This window comes from Trabulsiella odontotermitis (genome assembly GCF_030053895.1).
In the GTDB taxonomy this organism is placed as follows: domain Bacteria; phylum Pseudomonadota; class Gammaproteobacteria; order Enterobacterales; family Enterobacteriaceae; genus Trabulsiella; species Trabulsiella odontotermitis_C.
Map to the genome: position 1 here is coordinate 2,470,519 of NZ_CP125781.1, position 16,809 is coordinate 2,487,327.

19 protein-coding genes are annotated in these 16,809 nt (G+C 55.2%); 12 read left to right on the top strand and 7 right to left on the bottom strand.

Annotated elements, in window-relative coordinates; all coding sequences use genetic code 11:
- Window positions 1-8: 8 nt before the first annotated feature.
- Window positions 9-449, bottom strand: a complete 441-nt coding sequence (slyA, locus tag QMG90_RS11805; RefSeq protein WP_054180771.1) for a transcriptional regulator SlyA — start codon at window positions 447-449, stop codon at window positions 9-11.
- Between the two features lie 198 nt (window positions 450-647).
- On the opposite strand from slyA, the gene QMG90_RS11810 reads away from it, so the two are divergent.
- From QMG90_RS11810 to QMG90_RS11820, 3 genes are read left to right on the top strand one after another with little or no spacing between them, the layout of a single operon-like run.
- Entirely contained in the window at window positions 648-881 is a 234-nt protein-coding gene (locus QMG90_RS11810; protein WP_283279808.1) for a DUF1656 domain-containing protein, read from the top strand.
- Between the two features lie 6 nt (window positions 882-887).
- Window positions 888-1,748, top strand: coding sequence for an efflux RND transporter periplasmic adaptor subunit (locus tag QMG90_RS11815; protein WP_430381661.1), 861 nt, complete (start codon window positions 888-890; stop codon window positions 1,746-1,748).
- Window positions 1,745-3,760, top strand: coding sequence for an FUSC family protein (locus QMG90_RS11820; RefSeq protein ID WP_283279809.1), 2,016 nt, complete (start codon window positions 1,745-1,747; stop codon window positions 3,758-3,760). Before QMG90_RS11815 ends, QMG90_RS11820 begins: the two co-directional genes overlap by 4 nt.
- Before the next feature lie 28 nt (window positions 3,761-3,788).
- On the opposite strand, the gene QMG90_RS11825 is transcribed toward QMG90_RS11820, so the two are convergent.
- Together QMG90_RS11825 and QMG90_RS11830 are read right to left on the bottom strand one after the other, a co-directional pair.
- Complete coding sequence (locus QMG90_RS11825; RefSeq protein WP_283279811.1) at window positions 3,789-4,685, bottom strand: aldo/keto reductase; 897 nt, start codon at window positions 4,683-4,685, stop codon at window positions 3,789-3,791.
- Between the two features lie 48 nt (window positions 4,686-4,733).
- On the bottom strand, window positions 4,734-4,973 hold the full coding sequence (locus tag QMG90_RS11830; RefSeq protein ID WP_283279812.1) for a DUF1289 domain-containing protein: 240 nt from the start codon (window positions 4,971-4,973) through the stop codon (window positions 4,734-4,736).
- 130 nt (window positions 4,974-5,103) lie between these two features.
- On the opposite strand from QMG90_RS11830, the gene QMG90_RS11835 reads away from it, so the two are divergent.
- The 4 genes from QMG90_RS11835 (at window position 5,104) to rnt (ending at window position 8,098) form a co-directional block, all read left to right on the top strand.
- Complete coding sequence (locus tag QMG90_RS11835; protein WP_283279814.1) at window positions 5,104-5,703, top strand: TetR/AcrR family transcriptional regulator; 600 nt, start codon at window positions 5,104-5,106, stop codon at window positions 5,701-5,703.
- Window positions 5,704-5,756: 53 nt separating this feature from the next.
- Window positions 5,757-6,854, top strand: a complete 1,098-nt coding sequence (nemA, locus tag QMG90_RS11840) for an alkene reductase (RefSeq protein WP_283279815.1) — start codon at window positions 5,757-5,759, stop codon at window positions 6,852-6,854.
- A gap of 83 nt (window positions 6,855-6,937) precedes the next feature.
- Window positions 6,938-7,345: a lactoylglutathione lyase gene (gene gloA, locus QMG90_RS11845; RefSeq protein WP_283279816.1), complete on the top strand. Its 408-nt coding sequence runs from the start codon at window positions 6,938-6,940 to the stop codon at window positions 7,343-7,345.
- Between the two features lie 108 nt (window positions 7,346-7,453).
- Window positions 7,454-8,098 carry a ribonuclease T gene (gene rnt, locus QMG90_RS11850; RefSeq protein ID WP_283279817.1) on the top strand — a complete coding sequence of 215 codons (645 nt, stop codon included), beginning with the start codon at window positions 7,454-7,456 and terminating at the stop codon, window positions 8,096-8,098.
- A 51-nt stretch (window positions 8,099-8,149) separates the two neighbouring features.
- Here the strand turns inward: rnt and grxD are convergent, their stop codons facing one another.
- A complete protein-coding gene (gene grxD, locus QMG90_RS11855; RefSeq protein ID WP_038153964.1) occupies window positions 8,150-8,497 on the bottom strand; it encodes a monothiol glutaredoxin 4 in 348 nt (115 codons plus the stop codon).
- A gap of 340 nt (window positions 8,498-8,837) precedes the next feature.
- On the opposite strand from grxD, the gene QMG90_RS11860 reads away from it, so the two are divergent.
- Together QMG90_RS11860 and sodB are read left to right on the top strand one after the other, a co-directional pair.
- Complete coding sequence (locus QMG90_RS11860) at window positions 8,838-9,647, top strand: C40 family peptidase (protein WP_283279819.1); 810 nt, start codon at window positions 8,838-8,840, stop codon at window positions 9,645-9,647.
- 132 nt (window positions 9,648-9,779) lie between these two features.
- Window positions 9,780-10,361, top strand: coding sequence for a superoxide dismutase [Fe] (sodB, locus tag QMG90_RS11865; protein WP_283279820.1), 582 nt, complete (start codon window positions 9,780-9,782; stop codon window positions 10,359-10,361).
- 44 nt (window positions 10,362-10,405) lie between these two features.
- Here the strand turns inward: sodB and QMG90_RS11870 are convergent, their stop codons facing one another.
- On the bottom strand, window positions 10,406-11,572 hold the full coding sequence (locus tag QMG90_RS11870; RefSeq protein WP_283279822.1) for an MFS transporter: 1,167 nt from the start codon (window positions 11,570-11,572) through the stop codon (window positions 10,406-10,408).
- Window positions 11,573-11,735: 163 nt separating this feature from the next.
- Window positions 11,736-11,825 (bottom strand): cytochrome bd-I oxidase subunit CydH, encoded by a 90-nt coding sequence (cydH, locus tag QMG90_RS11875; RefSeq protein WP_283279823.1) that lies wholly within the window; start codon window positions 11,823-11,825, stop codon window positions 11,736-11,738.
- Window positions 11,826-12,119: 294 nt separating this feature from the next.
- On the opposite strand from cydH, the gene purR reads away from it, so the two are divergent.
- Window positions 12,120-13,145: an HTH-type transcriptional repressor PurR gene (gene purR / locus QMG90_RS11880; protein ID WP_283279824.1), complete on the top strand. Its 1,026-nt coding sequence runs from the start codon at window positions 12,120-12,122 to the stop codon at window positions 13,143-13,145.
- A gap of 18 nt (window positions 13,146-13,163) precedes the next feature.
- On the opposite strand, the gene punR is transcribed toward purR, so the two are convergent.
- Window positions 13,164-14,075, bottom strand: a complete 912-nt coding sequence (punR, locus tag QMG90_RS11885) for a DNA-binding transcriptional activator PunR (protein ID WP_283279825.1) — start codon at window positions 14,073-14,075, stop codon at window positions 13,164-13,166.
- A 115-nt stretch (window positions 14,076-14,190) separates the two neighbouring features.
- Between punR and punC the strand changes: the two genes are divergently transcribed.
- Both punC and cfa read left to right on the top strand, forming a co-directional pair.
- The gene (gene punC / locus QMG90_RS11890; protein WP_283279827.1) at window positions 14,191-15,387 is read left to right on the top strand and encodes a purine nucleoside transporter PunC; all 1,197 of its coding nucleotides are present in this window, start codon (window positions 14,191-14,193) and stop codon (window positions 15,385-15,387) included.
- Window positions 15,388-15,656: 269 nt separating this feature from the next.
- On the top strand, window positions 15,657-16,805 hold the full coding sequence (cfa, locus tag QMG90_RS11895) for a cyclopropane fatty acyl phospholipid synthase (RefSeq protein ID WP_283279829.1): 1,149 nt from the start codon (window positions 15,657-15,659) through the stop codon (window positions 16,803-16,805).
- The last annotated feature ends 4 nt before the right edge of the window (window positions 16,806-16,809 follow it).

The following is a 16,809-nucleotide window of genomic DNA, read 5'->3' on the forward strand; positions in this document are numbered from 1 at the left end:
GGCGTTGCTCAGTCTCTTGCCTGTAGCTCGAGAATGTTTTGCTCAATGCGTGAAATCAGATTGAGCAGCATGTTCAGTTCATCTGCGGTGATGCCGGAAAGAATTTCACCGCGCGTTTTCCTGATCACCGCTTCCATCTCTTCAATCAGCGGCTCAGCTTTCTCAGTGAGCTTAATGCGCTTAGCACGACGATCGCTTGCACATGTCTGGCGAGAGATGAGTCCTTTCTCCTCCAGTTGGTCAAGCGTTCTCACCAGTGACGGTTGCTCGATGCCAATCGCTTTAGCCAGTTGAATTTGCGACTGCTCCGGGGGAAGCTGATGAATGTTGTGCAGCGTCACCCAATGCGTTTGCGTCAATTCCAGAGGTTTCAGGCGATGGTCGATCAGAGCACGCCAGATGCGCACTAACCGGGCCAGATCAGAACCTAATGGCGATTCCAATTTCATCTCCTTATAATTAGCTTGCTAAGTTATTATACTGATTTTAAGATAGTGTGCAGCATTTAACATACCAAAACAATGTATTGCCTTCTTAACGCAAACCAAAGCAATGATTTATACTCTCAATAGTTATAAATGCGTTTTGCCGATGTGGATCCCACAATTGGCCTGTTACGACGCCCAGGCAAAGGATTTCTGCTCGTGATGTTAACATTCACTGCATCAGGACTGCCCCTTCAGGATCTGGTGGTCGGCGCTTCAATCTATTTTCCCCCGCTGTTCAAAGCCGTCCTGTTGGGCTTTCTGATCTGGCTTATCGCCCATCGCCAGTTACGCGACTGGATGTACGCGGGCGATATCTGGCATCCCCTGTTGATGGATCTCTCTATATTCGCGCTGTCCGTGTGTCTGGCGTTGATGCTTATTGTGTCATGGTGATGCCTGATGATAAAAAAACTCAAATATTTCTCGACCTTACTCATTGCCGCCATCGCTCTGGTGATCGTCTGGCTGGTGTGGAATTACTACATGCAATCGCCGTGGACGCGCGACGGCAAAGTACGCGCCGAACAGGTCAGCATCACGCCGCAGGTTTCAGGCAGTATTCAGGCGATCAATGTAAAAGATAACCAGCGGGTAAAAGCCGGTGACGTACTGTTTCGCATTGATGACACGCCGTATAACATTGCGGTGCTGAATGCGCAGGCGGAGCTGGCAAAAGCGCAGACCGATTTCGTCAAGGCCACCCACGAAGCCACCCGCCGTCGTAATCTGCCGCAAAACTACATTTCCGCTGAAGATCTCGATACCGCGAACGTTACAGTGAAAGCGGCTAAAGCGTCTGTTGATGCGGCGCAGGCCTCGCTGGAACACGCCCGCTGGCAACTGGCGCAGACCGTCGTCAAAGCGCCGGTTGACGGCTGGGTGACAAACCTGTCCACCCGCGTCGGCAGCTATGCCACTGAAGGCCAACCGGTTTTTGCGCTGGTCGACAGCCACTCGTTTTATGTCATCGGCTATTTTGAAGAGACAAAACTGCGTCATATCCGCGCCGGTGACAGCGCTGAAATTATCCTCTACAGTAACAATCAAAAGTTACGCGGTCACGTTTCCAGTATCGGGCGCGCCATTTATGATCAGAGCGTAGAGAGCGACAGCGGCCTGGTCGCCGATATTAAACCTAACATTCCCTGGGTACGTCTGGCGCAGCGCGTTCCGGTGCGTATCGAGTTTGATAACCTGCCGCCGGAGATCACCCTGGTCTCAGGTACCACCTGCACCGTTGCGGTCGGCAGGAACGAATGACCTTTCCTGCCCTGACGTGGCGGTCGCTGCCGTGGATTAAAGCCTCGCGGCCGCAATGGCGCTACGCGTTGCGTAACGGCATCGCCATGTGTCTTGCGCTCAGCATCGCGTATTACCTGAATCTCGATGAACCCTACTGGGCGATGACCTCGGCGGCGGTTGTCAGTTTTCCCACCGTTGGTGGGGTAATCAGTAAAAGTTTTGGTCGTATCGCCGGAAGTCTGTTCGGCGCGACCGCTGCGCTGATCATTGCCGGTCATACGCTGACGGATCCCTGGCTTTTTCTCTTCAGCATGTCGGCATGGATTGCGCTCTGCACCTGGGCCTGCGCGATGTTCACCAACAATGTTGCCTATGCCTTCCAGCTCGCCGGTTATACCTGCGCGATTATCGCCTTTCCGGTGATTAACGTGGTGGATCCGACCGAGCTGTGGGACATCGCCCAGGCGCGCGTCTGCGAGGTAATTGTCGGGATCCTGTGCGGCGGTACGATGATGATGATCATGCCCAGCACCTCTGACGGTACCGCTTTGCTGACCGCGCTAAAAAACATGCACACCCGGCTGCTGGAGCACGCCAGCCTGCTCTGGCAACCCGACACCACTGATGCCATTCGTATCGCCCATCAGAGCATCATCAGCCAGATCCTGACCGCCAACCTGCTGCGCATCCAGGCGTTCTGGAGCCATTATCGTTTCCGTCGCCAGAACCCTCTGCTCAATTACCTGCTGCACCAGCAGTTGCGTTTAATCAGCGTCATTTCCAGCCTGCGACGCCTGCTGCTTAACTGGCCGGTACCGCCGGACAATGTACGCCCGGTGATCGAAGCGTTATTGCTTGAACTTGCCCGGCCCGGTAGCGATTTTTACAGCGTTTCCCGCATCATCGCGCCGCTGGCGCCGACCGATCCGCAGGATTATCGTCACCACGCGTTCTGGCACCGGCTGCGCTACTTCTGCCGTCTGTATCTGAAAAACAGCGACTGGCTGAACCGGCTGGAAAATGCCACTGCCGTTACCGAGTTTGACGTGCCGCGGGAACCCGCGCTGGCGCGGCATACCGATCATGCCGAAGCGCTGTGGAACGGGATCCGCACCTTCTGCGCACTGGTGGCTGTTGGCGCGTGGAGCATCAATACTCAGTGGGATTCCGGCGCTTCCGCCCTGACGCTGGCGTCGATCTGTTGCGTGCTTTATTCCGCCTCACCGTCACCGTTTAATTCACTGACTCTGCTGATGCGCACGCTCATCCTCCTGTCGCTGTTCAGCTTTATCGTCAAGTTTGGTCTGATGGTGCAGATCACCGAGCTGTGGCAGTTTTTGCTGTTTCTCTTTCCGCTGCTCACCACCATGCAGTTGCTCAAACTGCAGATGCCGAAACTGGCTGGTTTATGGGGGCAGTTGATTGTTTTTATGGGGTCGTTCATCGCCGTGACGAACCCGCCGGTGTACGATTTCGGCGATTTTCTCAATGACAATCTGGCGAAAATTCTCGGCGTGGGGCTGGCGTGGACGGCCTTTGCGATTCTGCGACCCGGTTCGGACGCGCGGAAAAGTCGCCGCCATATCCACGCGTTACGGCGTCACTTTGTTGACCAGCTTAGCCGTCGCCCTGCCCACTCAGAGCATGAATTTGAATCACGGGTTTATCATCACATCAGCCAGTTGAGTAACAGTAAGGATGCGCTGGCGCGCCGGTGGCTGTTGCGCTGGGGCGTGGTTTTGCTCAACTGCTCACATGTGGTCTGGCAGTTACGCGAATGGGAAGCGCGGTCTGACCCGTTGTCGCAGGTGCGCGACCTCTGTATTACGTTGCTGCGGGATGTCATGAGCGAGCGCGGCGTGCAGCACCGGCCGCTGGCATCATCGTTGCAGGAGTTACAACGGATTTGCGATACGCTGGCGAAACATCATCAGCCTGCGGCGCGGGAACTGGCCTCGCTGATCTGGCGACTGTACTGTTCCCTTTCACAACTCGAACAGGCGCCGCCGGACGGTGCCATTGCGGAGTGAAAAACGGTCACTCCGCAAGGGTAAACCATTACGGAACGTCGTAGCCTAACGCGGCCTTGCGGATGCGGAACCATTGCTGGCGGGTCATCTTCAGGTCGGCAGCCACAATCGCTGAACGTACACGTTCAATCTTCCCGGAACCAATGATCGGCAGCGGCTGTGACGGCAGACGCATCACCCAGGCATAAACCACCTGTTCGATACTTCCGGCGTTCAGTTCCTGCGCGATAGTCGTCAGTTCGTCACGCAATGGCTGGAACGCCATATCGTTAAACAAACGACCGCCGCCGAGACAGGACCATGCCATCGGACGGATACGCAACTGTTGCAGTTGATCCAGTGTACCGTCAAGCAGTAGCGGCTGATGAACCGGAGAAATCTCCACCTGGTTGGTCGCCAGCGTAAACGGCAGACGGGACTGTAACAGCGTGAACTGTGCAGGAGTAAAGTTTGATACGCCGAAATGGCGCACTTTGCCGCTCTGATGCAGTGTCAGGAACGCTTCTGCGACCTCGTCGGCATCCATCAGCGGATCGGGGCGGTGGATCAGCAGCAGATCGAGCGCATCAGTCGCCAGATTCTTCAGCGACTGCTCAGCGCTGCGCACGATGTGATCGCGATCGGTAATGTAGTGACCGATGACGTTTTCCGCTCGCGCGGTGGTGGCGATACCGCATTTGCTGACGATTTCCATCCGCTGGCGCAGCTGCGGCGCCAGCTTCAGCGCTTCACCAAAGGCCGCTTCACACTGGTAGCCACCGTAGATATCGGCGTGATCGACCGTAGTAATGCCGAGATCCAGATGCTCCTCAATAAAACTGACCAGCTGACGTGGGGACATGTTCCAGTCCATCAGCCGCCAGTATCCCATCACGAAACGGGAAAATTCCGGCCCTTGCGGTGCCAGGGTAATTCGCTGAACCATAACAGCTTCCTCAATAAAGACCTGGGAAGAGTATACGCAAAATTGTCGCTAAAACAGTGAAGGCTGCTCAGGATCTTCAGGAGGAACCGCTTTGGATGCGCGTAATTTGCGCAGCAGACGCTGACGACAGAGGCGGATCACCTCCTGCTTTTGGGTATCGCTCAGTGTTTGCCAGTGGAAACGCTCATCACGGCTGCGCATGCAACCGCGGCAATAACCGCGCTCATCTGACTGACAAATTCCCCGGCACGGACTTTGTACCGGAAAGAATTCCAGCTGTTCAGCCACATCCCGCCCTCTGTTGGTTGATCATTCTTCTCATTGAAGACGCTTCACCCGCCTTGCGCAACCTTTATTCCAAAAAAGCGCGTGCAAATTCGGCTTGCATTAGACCGATCGGTCTACTACATTAGCCACCATGAACAGACATACTGATTGTGATACGCGTGAACACATCCTTGCCACCGGTGAGCAGCTTTGCATGCACCGGGGTTTTACCGGCATGGGGCTCAGCGAACTGCTAAAAACCGCCGAAGTCCCGAAGGGATCGTTTTATCATTACTTTCGCTCAAAAGAGACCTTTGGCGTTGCCATGCTGGAGCGCTACTTTGAGGAGTATTACCAGCGTCTGACTGTGCATTTCACCCAGGGCGAAGGTAATTATCGCGATCGTTTGCTGGCGTATTATCAGCACACCCTGACGCAGTTCACCGAGCAAGGGGTGATCAGCGGCTGCCTGACGGTCAAACTGAGCGCTGAAGTGTGCGACCTGTCAGAAGTGATGCGCGCCGAAATGAATAAGGGCGCGCAGAGGATCACCGCCCTGCTCGCGCAGGCGCTGGAAAACGGCCGCAACGAAGGAAGCCTGATGTTTAACGGCGATGCCGCCGAACTGGCTCAGGTACTTTACTCGCTGTGGTTGGGCGCTAATTTGCAGGCCAAAATGTCTCGCTGTGCCTCGGCGCTGGAAAGCGCGCTGGCGCACGTAAGAACACTAATTACCGCACCCGTTGTTTAACAGGTGCTTAAATTTACAACATCACTAGACGACCGGTCTACTCAGGAGTCACCATGTCACAACAAAAAGTGTTTACCCCGCTGAAAGTGGGTGCGATTACCGTTCCGAACCGTGTCTTTATGGCGCCGTTAACGCGTCTGCGCAGCATCGAGCCGGGCGATATTCCGACGCCGCTGATGGGCGAATACTACCGCCAGCGCGCCAGCGCCGGGTTAATCATTTCCGAAGCCACGCAGATTTCTGCTCAGGCGAAAGGTTATGCGGGCGCACCGGGGCTGCACAGCCCGGAGCAGATCGCTGCATGGAAAAAAATCACCGCCGGCGTGCATGCCGAAAACGGTCACATGGCGGTTCAACTGTGGCACACCGGTCGTATTTCCCACGCCAGCATTCAGCCAGGCGGGAAAGCGCCAGTCGCGCCTTCTGCCATCAGCGGCGGTACGCGCACCTCGTTGCGTGACGAAAACGGTAATACTTACCGCGAGGATACCTCAATGCCGCGCGCGCTGACGCTGGAAGAGATCCCGGGGATTGTGAACGATTTCCGTCAGGCGATCGCCAACGCCCGCGAAGCCGGGTTTGACATGGTTGAGCTGCACTCCGCGCACGGTTATTTGCTGCACCAGTTCCTGTCGCCGACCTCGAACCATCGCACCGACCAGTACGGCGGCAGCGTGGAAAATCGCGCGCGTCTGGTGCTGGAAGTGGTGGATGCGGGGATTAAAGAATGGGGTGCCGATCGCATCGGGATCCGCGTCTCCCCGATCGGCACGTTCCAGAACCTTGATAACGGCCCGAACGAAGAAGCCGATGCGCTGTATCTGATTGAACAGCTTGGCAAGCGTGGCATTGCTTATCTGCACATGTCTGAGCCTGACTGGGCCGGTGGTCAGCCCTACAGCGAAGCATTCCGCCGCCAGGTGCGTGAACGTTTCCATGGCCCGATTGTGGGCGCAGGCGCATACACGATGGAAAAAACCGACGAACTGCTCAATAAGGGGCTGATTGACGCCGTGGCGTTTGGCCGTGACTGGATAGCCAACCCGGATCTGGTCACCCGCCTGCAGCGCAAAGCGGAACTGAACCCGCAGCGCCCGGAAAGTTTCTACGGTGGCGGCGCCGAAGGCTATACTGATTACCCTACGCTGTAATCCCTTCATTGATAGCGGCGGTCATCCGCCGCTATACTAAAACATCGTTCTGAATGCATTGATATCAAAGATAAGGGGATTTTATGCGCTTACTTCACACCATGCTCCGTGTAGGCGACCTGCAGCGTTCCATCGACTTCTACACCAACGTCCTTGGCATGCAACTGCTGCGTACCAGCGAAAACCCGGAGTACAAATACTCTCTTGCCTTCGTTGGCTACGGCCCGGAAAGCGATGAAGCGGTTATTGAGCTGACCTACAACTGGGGCGTGGATAGCTACGATCTGGGCACCGCGTATGGTCATATCGCGCTGAGCGTTGAAAACGCGGCGGAAGCCTGTGCGCGCATCCGTACGAATGGCGGCAACGTCACGCGCGAAGCGGGCCCGGTAAAAGGCGGCACCACGGTGATCGCCTTTGTTGAAGATCCGGACGGCTACAAAATTGAGCTTATCGAAGAGAAAGATGCCGGCAAAGGCCTCGGCAACTGACCCGCGTCTCCACGGGTGCTGCGGCGCCCGTTGTTTTATCCCCCGCTACAAAGATCAGGCAAAATTTGCCATAATGCGCGCTACTTTTTTTACGTCTAAGAGATTCTGATGTCCGACAACGCTCAACTTAATGGTCTGTGCGACCGTTTCCGTGGTTTTTATCCCGTCGTGATTGATGTTGAAACGGCCGGTTTTAACGCCAGTACGGATGCGCTGCTTGAAATCGCCGCCGTGACGTTAAAAATGGATGAGCATGGTTGGCTGATGCCGGATACCACACTGCATTTCCACGTCGAGCCGTTCGAAGGCGCCAATCTTCAGCCGGAAGCGCTGGCGTTTAATGGCATTGACCCGAGCAACCCGCTGCGCGGCGCGGTGAGCGAACATGATGCGTTGCATGCGATTTTCAAAGCGGTGCGCAAGGGCATCAAAGAGAGCGGTTGCAACCGGGCGATCATGGTGGCGCACAACGCGACCTTCGACCACAGCTTTATGATGGCAGCCGCCGGGCGCGCCTCGCTCAAGCGTAACCCGTTCCACCCGTTCGTGACCTTCGATACCGCCGCACTGAGCGGACTGGCGCTCGGGCAGACGGTCCTGTCAAAAGCCTGTGCCGCTGCTGGTATGGAATTTGACAGCGCTCAGGCGCACTCAGCCCTGTATGACACTGAACAGACCGCCATCCTGTTTTGCGAAATCGTCAACCGCTGGAAACGTCTTGGCGGCTGGCCGCCGGCGGAACCGGCGGAATAACAGACATAAAAAAAGCGAACATCTCAGTTCGCTTTTTTATTGCCAGAAAGATTATTCCGCTTTCGGCTCATCTTCTTTGTACTTCGCTGCGGTCTCTTTGATCAGCTGCTGCAGTTCGCCGCGCTGATACATTTCAATGACGATATCGCAGCCGCCAACCAGCTCGCCATCAACCCACAGTTGCGGGAAGGTCGGCCAGTTTGCGTACTTCGGCAGCTCAGCGCGGATATCCGGGTTTTGCAGGATATCGACATAGGCGAAACGTTCGCCGCAGGCAGAGAGCGCCTGTACGGCCTGGGCGGAAAAGCCGCAGCTTGGCAGTTTCGGCGAACCTTTCATGTAGAGAAGGATCGGGTTTTCAGCGATCTGGCGTTGGATTTTTTCAACAGTAGTGCTCATTGTCTTTGCTTCCTTTAACTTCTTTTACGGCCGTAGTCAGACAGTGTATCGTTTCTGGCTGACGACAGAAAATAACATTTTGTTCACTCTTCATCATTTTATCGTCTGTCGCGATAAGTTGCCTTAAAAATATCCCTTTATCGGCATCTGTGACGAAAAGTTGAGCGTTATGTTTCCAGATGTCACTGCGCTGATGATTTTTTTTGCACTCGCTTACGAAACGTTATTTTAGATGCAAAAAGGCTATTAACATTTTGTGATTTTATGCATTAGAATCGAGGCGTTTTGAAAATCATACGCAGGCATGATTGCAGGCCTGCCATAATCAGAGGACTGCTCAGTGGCGCGGATAAATAAAATCTCGATCACGCTCTGTGCTTTACTGTTTACATCGCTCTCATTTACACCATTGTCGCATGCGTCTCAGCAGGCGCGCGCCTCGGCGACGCAAAAAACACAACTGGCGAAAACCACTGAACCGAAGAAAAAAACCACCAGCCAGAAAAACAAAAGTAAAACCACCGCAAAGAAAACCAGCAAAAAAACCACCGCGTCCACCAGCAAGAAGAAAAATTCCGCCTCAACCGCCCTTTCACGTAAAACCACCGCTTCCGCTGGCAAACGCACTGCCGCCACGAAAGTGACGCAGAAATGCACCACCACGCGCAACGGTAAGAAAAAGAAATGCATCAGTGTGGGTGATAAAAAGCCCATGAAACTGGCGGATGTACATAAAGCCCGCGTGCAAAAAGCGCAAAAAACGGCAATGAACAAACTGATGGGCCAGATTGGTAAACCGTATCGCTGGGGCGGCACGTCTCCACGCACCGGTTTTGATTGCAGCGGCCTGGTGTATTACGCGTATAAAGATCTGGTCAACATCCGCATTCCGCGCACCGCTAACGAAATGTACCATCTGCGCGATGCCCGCCCGGTAAACCGTAGTGAGCTGGAAAGCGGCGATCTGGTATTTTTCCGCACCCGTGGTCGCGGCACCGCCGATCATGTCGGCGTATACCTTGGTAATGGTAAGTTTATCCAGTCACCGCGCTCCGGTCGTGACATCCAGGTCACCTCGCTGAGTGAAGATTACTGGACTCGCCACTATGTCGGCGCCCGCCGAGTGATGACACCTAAGACGATCCGCTGATCCTTACCCTGACGCAAACACGTCGGGGTAAGTTCCTCTTTTGTCACCCCTTTCAATTTGTTACCCTACCCTTACCCACTACAGGGTTATTCCTGGTTGCTGGGACAATTAACTATAAAAAGGAGAGTAGCAATGTCGTTCGAATTACCTGCATTACCGTATGCAAAAGACGCCCTGGCGCCGCATATTTCCGCTGAAACGCTGGAATATCATTACGGAAAACACCACCAGACCTACGTCACCAATCTCAACAACCTGATCAAAGGGACGGCGTTTGAAGGCAAAACGCTGGAAGAGATTGTACGTTCCTCTGAAGGTGGCGTGTTCAACAACGCCGCTCAGGTCTGGAACCACACGTTCTACTGGCACTGCCTGGCACCGAACGCGGGCGGCGAACCGACCGGCGACGTCGCTGCCGCCATCAACAAGGCCTTTGGCAGCTTCGCCGAGTTTAAAGCGAAGTTTACCGACGCAGCGGTGAAAAACTTTGGCTCTGGCTGGACCTGGCTTGTTAAAAATGCCGACGGCAGCCTGGCGATTGTCTCCACTTCTAACGCCGGTACGCCGCTGACGACAAACGCGACGCCGTTGCTGACTGTCGATGTGTGGGAACATGCGTATTATATTGACTACCGTAACGCCCGCCCGAATTATCTTGAGCACTTCTGGGCGCTGGTAAACTGGGGATTTGTTGCGAAGAATCTGGCAGCATAAACCAGAACGCAGAAGGGGCAATCCCTTCTGCGTATTTTACTCAATCAGTTACTGGCACACACTTCTTCAGTCTGGCGGGTGCCGCTAAACAGCACCACAAACAGCGCCAGCGCAGCAATGATGGCACCCATCACCGGCACAAAGCTGTAGCCCAGACCGCCTGAAATCACCGCACCACCTGCTGCCGCCCCCAGGGCATTCCCCAGGTTAAACGCACCGATGTTCACTGAAGAAGACAGACCCGGCGCTTCACTGGCGACACGCATCACACGCATCTGCAGCGGCGGCACGACCGCGAATGTTGCCGCACCCCAGACCACCATACTGATTGCCGCACCGATCTGGCTCTGAGCAAGGAACGGAATGGCCAGCATGATCGCCATCAGCAACAGCAGGAAGCCTTTCAGCGTCGCACTTACCGAACGGTCAGCAAACTTACCACCGAGGTAGTTACCAATGGAGAAGCCCACGCCAATCAGCACCAGCATCGCCGTCACGAACAGCGGCGTGGCGTTGGTAATGCTGTGCAGCACCGGTGCGATGTAGGTATAAAGCGTGAACATCGCCCCTGCGCCCAGCACCGTCGTCAGTAGCGCAGACAGCACCTGCGGACGAACCAGCACGGAAAGCTCGCGCTTCACGTCAGGGCGCGCCCCGGCACTGCCTTTCGGCAGTGAGAACCACAGGCCCAGCATGGCGATAACGCCAAGCCCGGCGGTGGCGAGGAACGACATACGCCAGCCGATGGTTTCACCAAGCCAGGTTGCCGCCGGCACACCACCGATATTGGCGATGGTCAGCCCCATAAACATGGTCGCAACGGCGCTGGCCTGTTTATGTTTCGGCACGACGCTTGCCGCCACCACCGAACCCAGCCCAAAGAATGCGCCGTGGTTAAGGCTGGTAATAATGCGGGACAGCATCAGCGTGGTGTAATCCGGGGCGATAGCCGACAGCACGTTGCCGAGCGTAAAAATCGCCATCAGGAATATCAGCGCACTGCGACGAGCGCGGTGCGACAGCAGCAGCGTCATCAGCGGCGCGCCGATCATCACACCGACAGCGTAGGCGCTGATCAGCATGCCAGCGGCGGGGATGGAGACATCCACCCCTTCGGCGATGACGGGCAGCAGGCCCATCGGTGAGAATTCGGTGGTCCCGATGCCAAATGCCCCAATGGCAAGGGCAACTAATGGATAATTCACTTTCATTTAGCAGCTCCGGTTGGCCGCGACATCAGCGCGGTACCCTGTAAGATGCAGAAAGTATGACAGCAATCACAAAAAACTGAAGTAACAAAAAAGACAAAAGATTATTGCAGAAATGATAATAATGCGGGGAGGACGCGAGGGAGAAGGTTCTCCCCCGACAAACTTAGTTCAGGACGGCGATCAGGCCAGTGATGACGATCAGGCCCAGGGTAACAACTGTGGTGGTTAACGAAAGCTTTAATTCGGCACTCATCAATTTTCTCTCCTTGTTATTCCCACACCGATAGTGAGCTTGATCATTTTACACATAATTACGCGAAAATCTTCACGCTTTTGTCGCGTTATTGAATTTTCTCTTCCCCTTTTCGCGCGGATAGGACAAAATCCCACGCTAAATTAAAAGCGTACCGGCCACTGACCCCCTCCTGACGTCCTGTGTCGTTTACCCGGCGTACCGCAATCAACGTTGATTGCTACAGGGTGTTTTAAGGCAAACGTTTACGTGCCTGTTATTCAGGAGTAGAGAATATGGTCTGGAGTGAGATCTATGGCAACGATTAAAGATGTAGCGAAACGCGCAAACGTTTCCACTACAACCGTATCACACGTAATTAACAAAACCCGTTTCGTCGCTGAAGAGACGCGTAATGCCGTGTGGGCAGCGATCAAAGAGCTGCACTACTCGCCCAGCGCCGTGGCTCGCAGCCTGAAGGTTAACCACACCAAATCCATCGGTCTGCTGGCCACCAGTAGCGAAGCCGCCTACTTTGCGGAAATTATCGAAGCTGTTGAGAAAAACTGCTTCCAGAAAGGCTATACCCTGATCCTGGGTAACGCCTGGAACAGCCTGGAAAAACAGCAGGCATATCTGTCGATGATGGCGCAAAAGCGCGTGGATGGCCTGCTGGTGATGTGTTCTGAATATCCGGACTCGTTACTTTCGATGCTGGAAGAGTACCGCCATATTCCGATGGTAGTCATGGACTGGGGCGAAGCGCGCGCCGATTTTACCGATGCGGTAATTGATAACGCTTTTGAAGGCGGTTATATGGCGGGGCGTTATCTGCTGGATCGCGGTCATCGCGAAATTGGCGTGATCCCGGGGCCACTGGAACGCAACACCGGCGCGGGTCGTCTCGCAGGCTTTATGAAATCCATGCAGGAAGCGCAGGTCAACATCCCGGAAAACTGGATCGTGCAGGGAGATTTTGAACCGGAATCCGGCTATCGCGCCATGCAGCAGATCCTCTCCCAGTCCCCTCGCCCGACAGCAATTTTCTGCGGCGGCGACATCATGGCGATGGGCGCGATTTGCGCCGCTGATGAGATGGGACTGCGTGTGCCGCAGGACATTTCCATTATTGGTTACGATAACGTGCGCAACGCCCGCTTCTTCTCGCCGGCGCTGACCACCATTCACCAGCCGAAAGATTCGCTGGGCGAAACGGCGTTCAATATGTTGCTCGATCGCATCGTCAACAAGCGTGAAGAGTCACAGTCGATTGAAGTGCATCCGCGCCTTATTGAACGCCGCTCCGTGGCGGACGGTCCGTTCCGCGACTACCGTCGTTAATCCTCTCCCGGGTGCTGGTTATTCCGGCACCCGCAGCCACTCCCGGTTCAGCGTTTCGCTGTCACCCAGATACTCCAGCAACCACGCCAGCGCCGGTGATACATCCTGCTGTTGCCACGTCAGGCAACAGGCCGCATCCGGAAACGGATTTTCCAGTTCCAGTGCCACCCAGTCGCCGCGGTCTGTCCACGGACGCGCAAAATGGGCGGGAACCATGCCGACGCACAGCCCCGCAGAAAGACAGGTCGCTGACGATTCCCAGTCCGGTACCACCACGCGTTTCTGGTTATCCAGCAACCAGGTGGTACGTTTGGGCAGTGATCGTGAAGTATCCTCGCGCACCAGCGATGGCCAGTTGCGCAACGTGTCGTCGCTGAGCGGCCCCGGCATTTTCGCCAGCGGATGATTCGCCGCCACCACACATTGCCAGCTCAGCATGCCCATATCGCGAAAGGCGTAGCGTCCGCCGACCGGGATCGCCCGCGTGGCGCCAATGGCGAGTTCAACACGCCCGTCGGCAAGCGCATCCCAAACGCCGTTAAACACTTCCTCGAAGACGATCAGTTCGACGTCCGGGAAATGGCGGTAAAAATCAACGATCAGCTCCCGGGTCCGTTCCGGTCTGACAATAATATCGACGGCAATGGACAACTGCCCGCGCCAGCCATTGGCGATCTGCTGACACTGTTGACGGGTGATCTGCATTTTTTTGATAACAGACCGCCCTTCTTTGAGAAACCAGACACCAGCAGGCGTCAGTTCGACGTCGCGGTGACGGCGCTCAAACAGCGGCACTGCCAGCCACTCTTCCAGCTGGCGTACGGTATAGCTCACCGCCGATGGCACCCGGTGTAGCTCCTGCGCCGCCGCGCTGAAACTGCCATTTCTTGCCACCGCGTCAACGACTTCGAGAGAATATTCCGACCACATTTTCTGCCTGCAAAAATTTTGAATTCACCAGACAAATATTAGCGTTTCACAAGCGCCTTTGCACTCCCTACACTTTGCGCCTGTGGTACACCTGCATTCATAAAGAGAAAGAGATATGCAACCTGGAAAATTATTTCTTGCCTGGCTGGCCGGATTGAGCGTGCTCGGCTTTCTGGCAACTGACATGTATCTGCCTGCGTTCGCGGCCATTCAGAGTGACTTACAAACCCCGGCGTCCACGGTCAGCGCCAGCCTGAGCCTGTTTCTGGCGGGCTTCGCAGTGGCGCAACTGTTATGGGGACCGCTTTCCGATCGCTACGGCCGCAAAGGCGTCCTGCTCAGCGGTCTGACGATTTTTGCCCTCGGTTGCCTCGGCATGCTGTGGGTGCGTGATGGCATGTTGCTGCTGGTCCTGCGTTTTGTGCAGGCAGTCGGCGTCTGTGCGGCAACCGTGACCTGGCAGGCGATGGTGACGGATTACTATCCGACGCACCGCACTAACCGTATTTTTGCCACCATTATGCCGCTGGTGGCGCTCTCACCGGCGCTGGCGCCGTTGCTGGGTAGCTGGATCCTGGTGCATCTGGAATGGCAGGCGATTTTCGCCGTACTGTTTGCCATCACGCTGGTGCTGATGATCCCGGCGCTGCGCCTGAAACCGGCGCCAAAACCGCAGCAACAGAGCGGCAAATCGTTGACCTTTTTCATCCTGCTGCGTTCGCGCGCCTATTGCGGTAACGTGCTGGTGTATGCCGCCTGCTCCGCCTGTTTTTTTGCCTGGTTAACCGGTTCGCCGTTCCTGTTGCATGAGATGGGTTACGGCCCTGGCGCTATCGGCCTGAGCTATGTGCCGCAGACGATCGCCTTTCTGATTGGTGGCTACGGGTGCCGCGCCGCGCTGCAAAAATGGGAAGGAAAACAACTGCTGCCGTGGGCGATGATCGTTTTCGCGCTGAGCACCATCTCCACCTGGGCGGTGGGCCTGTTTGCCGGCGTCACGCTGACGGCGCTGCTGATTCCGTTCTGCATTATGGCGATGGCTAACGGCATGATTTACCCGATTGTCGTGGCACAGGCGCTGCGGCCGTTCCCACAGGCGACCGGTCGCGCCGCCGCGATGCAGAACACCTTGCAACTGGGGCTGTGCTTCCTGGCAAGCCTGGTGGTATCGACGTTTATCGCCGCACCACTGCTGGCAACCACCAGCGTGATGCTGGCGACAGTGGTGCTTGCCGCCATCGGCTATTTCATGCAGCTTCAGGCCAGCCGCGCCGCGCATCATACCGCGGAGAATTATGTAACAGAACAGTAATTAGTCTGCTAACATTTTTTTATTGAATCGCCTGATTGAGCGGCCTATACTGAGTCAGGCATCACATAATTACGATTAATATTATGCATTAACGGGCGCAGGACGTTGCCCGTTTCACCACGGAAGGCCTTTCGGCAAGGGTTATCTCCCTTCCTCTTTTTCTACGTCGGATAGCAGACTCACGGAATGTTCCGTGAGATTTCTCACAAACCCAAAAAAGCGACTACGCTGTTTTAAGGTTCTGGTCACATGCGCGTGATGGAGAAGCTATGAGTTCATCGTGTATAGAAGAAGTTAGCGTACCCAATGATGAGTGGTATCGCATAGCCAGTGAGCTGTTGAGTCGTGCAGGCATTGAAGTTAACGGGTCTGCCCCTTCTGATGTGCAGGTCAAAAACCCGCTCTTCTTTAAGCGCGTTCTTCAGGAAGGCTCGCTCGGATTAGGCGAGAGTTATATGGACGGCTGGTGGGATTGCGAGCGTCTGGATATTTTCTTCCAGAAAGTGCTGCGCGCCGGGCTGGAAAATCAACTCCCCCATCATTTCAAAGATACGCTGCGTATTGCCGGCGCTCGCCTGTTTAATCTGCAAAGTAAAAAAAGAGCCTGGATAGTCGGCAAAGAACATTACGATCTCGGTAATGATCTGTTCAGCCGGATGCTCGATCCGCTGATGCAGTACTCCTGTGCATACTGGAAAAAAGCCACCACGCTTGAAGAAGCCCAGCAGGACAAACTGGATTTGATCTGCCAGAAACTGCAACTGAAACCGGGCATGCGTGTGCTGGATATCGGCTGCGGCTGGGGTGGTCTGGCGTATTACATGGCGAAAAATTACGGCGTCAGCGTCGTGGGCGTGACGATTTCTGCGGAACAGCAAAAAATGGCGCAACAGCGCTGCGAAGGGCTGGACGTTGATATTCGTCTCCAGGACTATCGAGACCTGAACGATCAGTTTGACCGCATTGTTTCCGTCGGCATGTTTGAGCACGTGGGTCCCAAAAACTACCACACCTACTTCGAGGTGGCCGACCGTAATCTTAAGCCTGACGGTATTTTCCTGCTGCACACCATCGGTTCGAAGAAAACTGATCATAACGTTGACCCGTGGATCAACAAATACATCTTCCCGAACGGCTGCCTGCCATCTGTTCGCCAGATTGCCGACGCCAGCGAGCGGCATTTCATTATGGAAGACTGGCACAATTTTGGCGCCGACTATGACACCACGCTGATGGCCTGGCACGAGCGTTTTCTTGCCAGTTGGCCAGAAATTGCAGATAACTACTCTGACCGCTTCAAACGGATGTTCAGTTATTATCTGAATGCCTGCGCCGGTGCGTTCCGCGCCCGTGACATTCACCTCTGGCAGGTGGTGTTCTCACGCGGTATCGATCACGGCCTTCGCGTCGCCCGTTAAAGAA

Coding starts and splice junctions, on each gene's coding strand:
- slyA (WP_054180771.1), bottom strand. CDS start 449: ATGAAATTGGAATCGCCATTAGGTTCTGATCTGGCCCGGTTAGTGCGC.
- QMG90_RS11810 (WP_283279808.1), top strand. CDS start 648: ATGTTAACATTCACTGCATCAGGACTGCCCCTTCAGGATCTGGTGGTC.
- QMG90_RS11815 (WP_430381661.1), top strand. CDS start 888: ATGATAAAAAAACTCAAATATTTCTCGACCTTACTCATTGCCGCCATC.
- QMG90_RS11820 (WP_283279809.1), top strand. CDS start 1,745: ATGACCTTTCCTGCCCTGACGTGGCGGTCGCTGCCGTGGATTAAAGCC.
- QMG90_RS11825 (WP_283279811.1), bottom strand. CDS start 4,685: ATGGTTCAGCGAATTACCCTGGCACCGCAAGGGCCGGAATTTTCCCGT.
- QMG90_RS11835 (WP_283279814.1), top strand. CDS start 5,104: ATGAACAGACATACTGATTGTGATACGCGTGAACACATCCTTGCCACC.
- nemA (WP_283279815.1), top strand. CDS start 5,757: ATGTCACAACAAAAAGTGTTTACCCCGCTGAAAGTGGGTGCGATTACC.
- gloA (WP_283279816.1), top strand. CDS start 6,938: ATGCGCTTACTTCACACCATGCTCCGTGTAGGCGACCTGCAGCGTTCC.
- rnt (WP_283279817.1), top strand. CDS start 7,454: ATGTCCGACAACGCTCAACTTAATGGTCTGTGCGACCGTTTCCGTGGT.
- grxD (WP_038153964.1), bottom strand. CDS start 8,497: ATGAGCACTACTGTTGAAAAAATCCAACGCCAGATCGCTGAAAACCCG.
- sodB (WP_283279820.1), top strand. CDS start 9,780: ATGTCGTTCGAATTACCTGCATTACCGTATGCAAAAGACGCCCTGGCG.
- QMG90_RS11870 (WP_283279822.1), bottom strand. CDS start 11,572: ATGAAAGTGAATTATCCATTAGTTGCCCTTGCCATTGGGGCATTTGGC.
- cydH (WP_283279823.1), bottom strand. CDS start 11,825: ATGAGTGCCGAATTAAAGCTTTCGTTAACCACCACAGTTGTTACCCTG.
- purR (WP_283279824.1), top strand. CDS start 12,120: ATGGCAACGATTAAAGATGTAGCGAAACGCGCAAACGTTTCCACTACA.
- punR (WP_283279825.1), bottom strand. CDS start 14,075: ATGTGGTCGGAATATTCTCTCGAAGTCGTTGACGCGGTGGCAAGAAAT.
- punC (WP_283279827.1), top strand. CDS start 14,191: ATGCAACCTGGAAAATTATTTCTTGCCTGGCTGGCCGGATTGAGCGTG.
- cfa (WP_283279829.1), top strand. CDS start 15,657: ATGAGTTCATCGTGTATAGAAGAAGTTAGCGTACCCAATGATGAGTGG.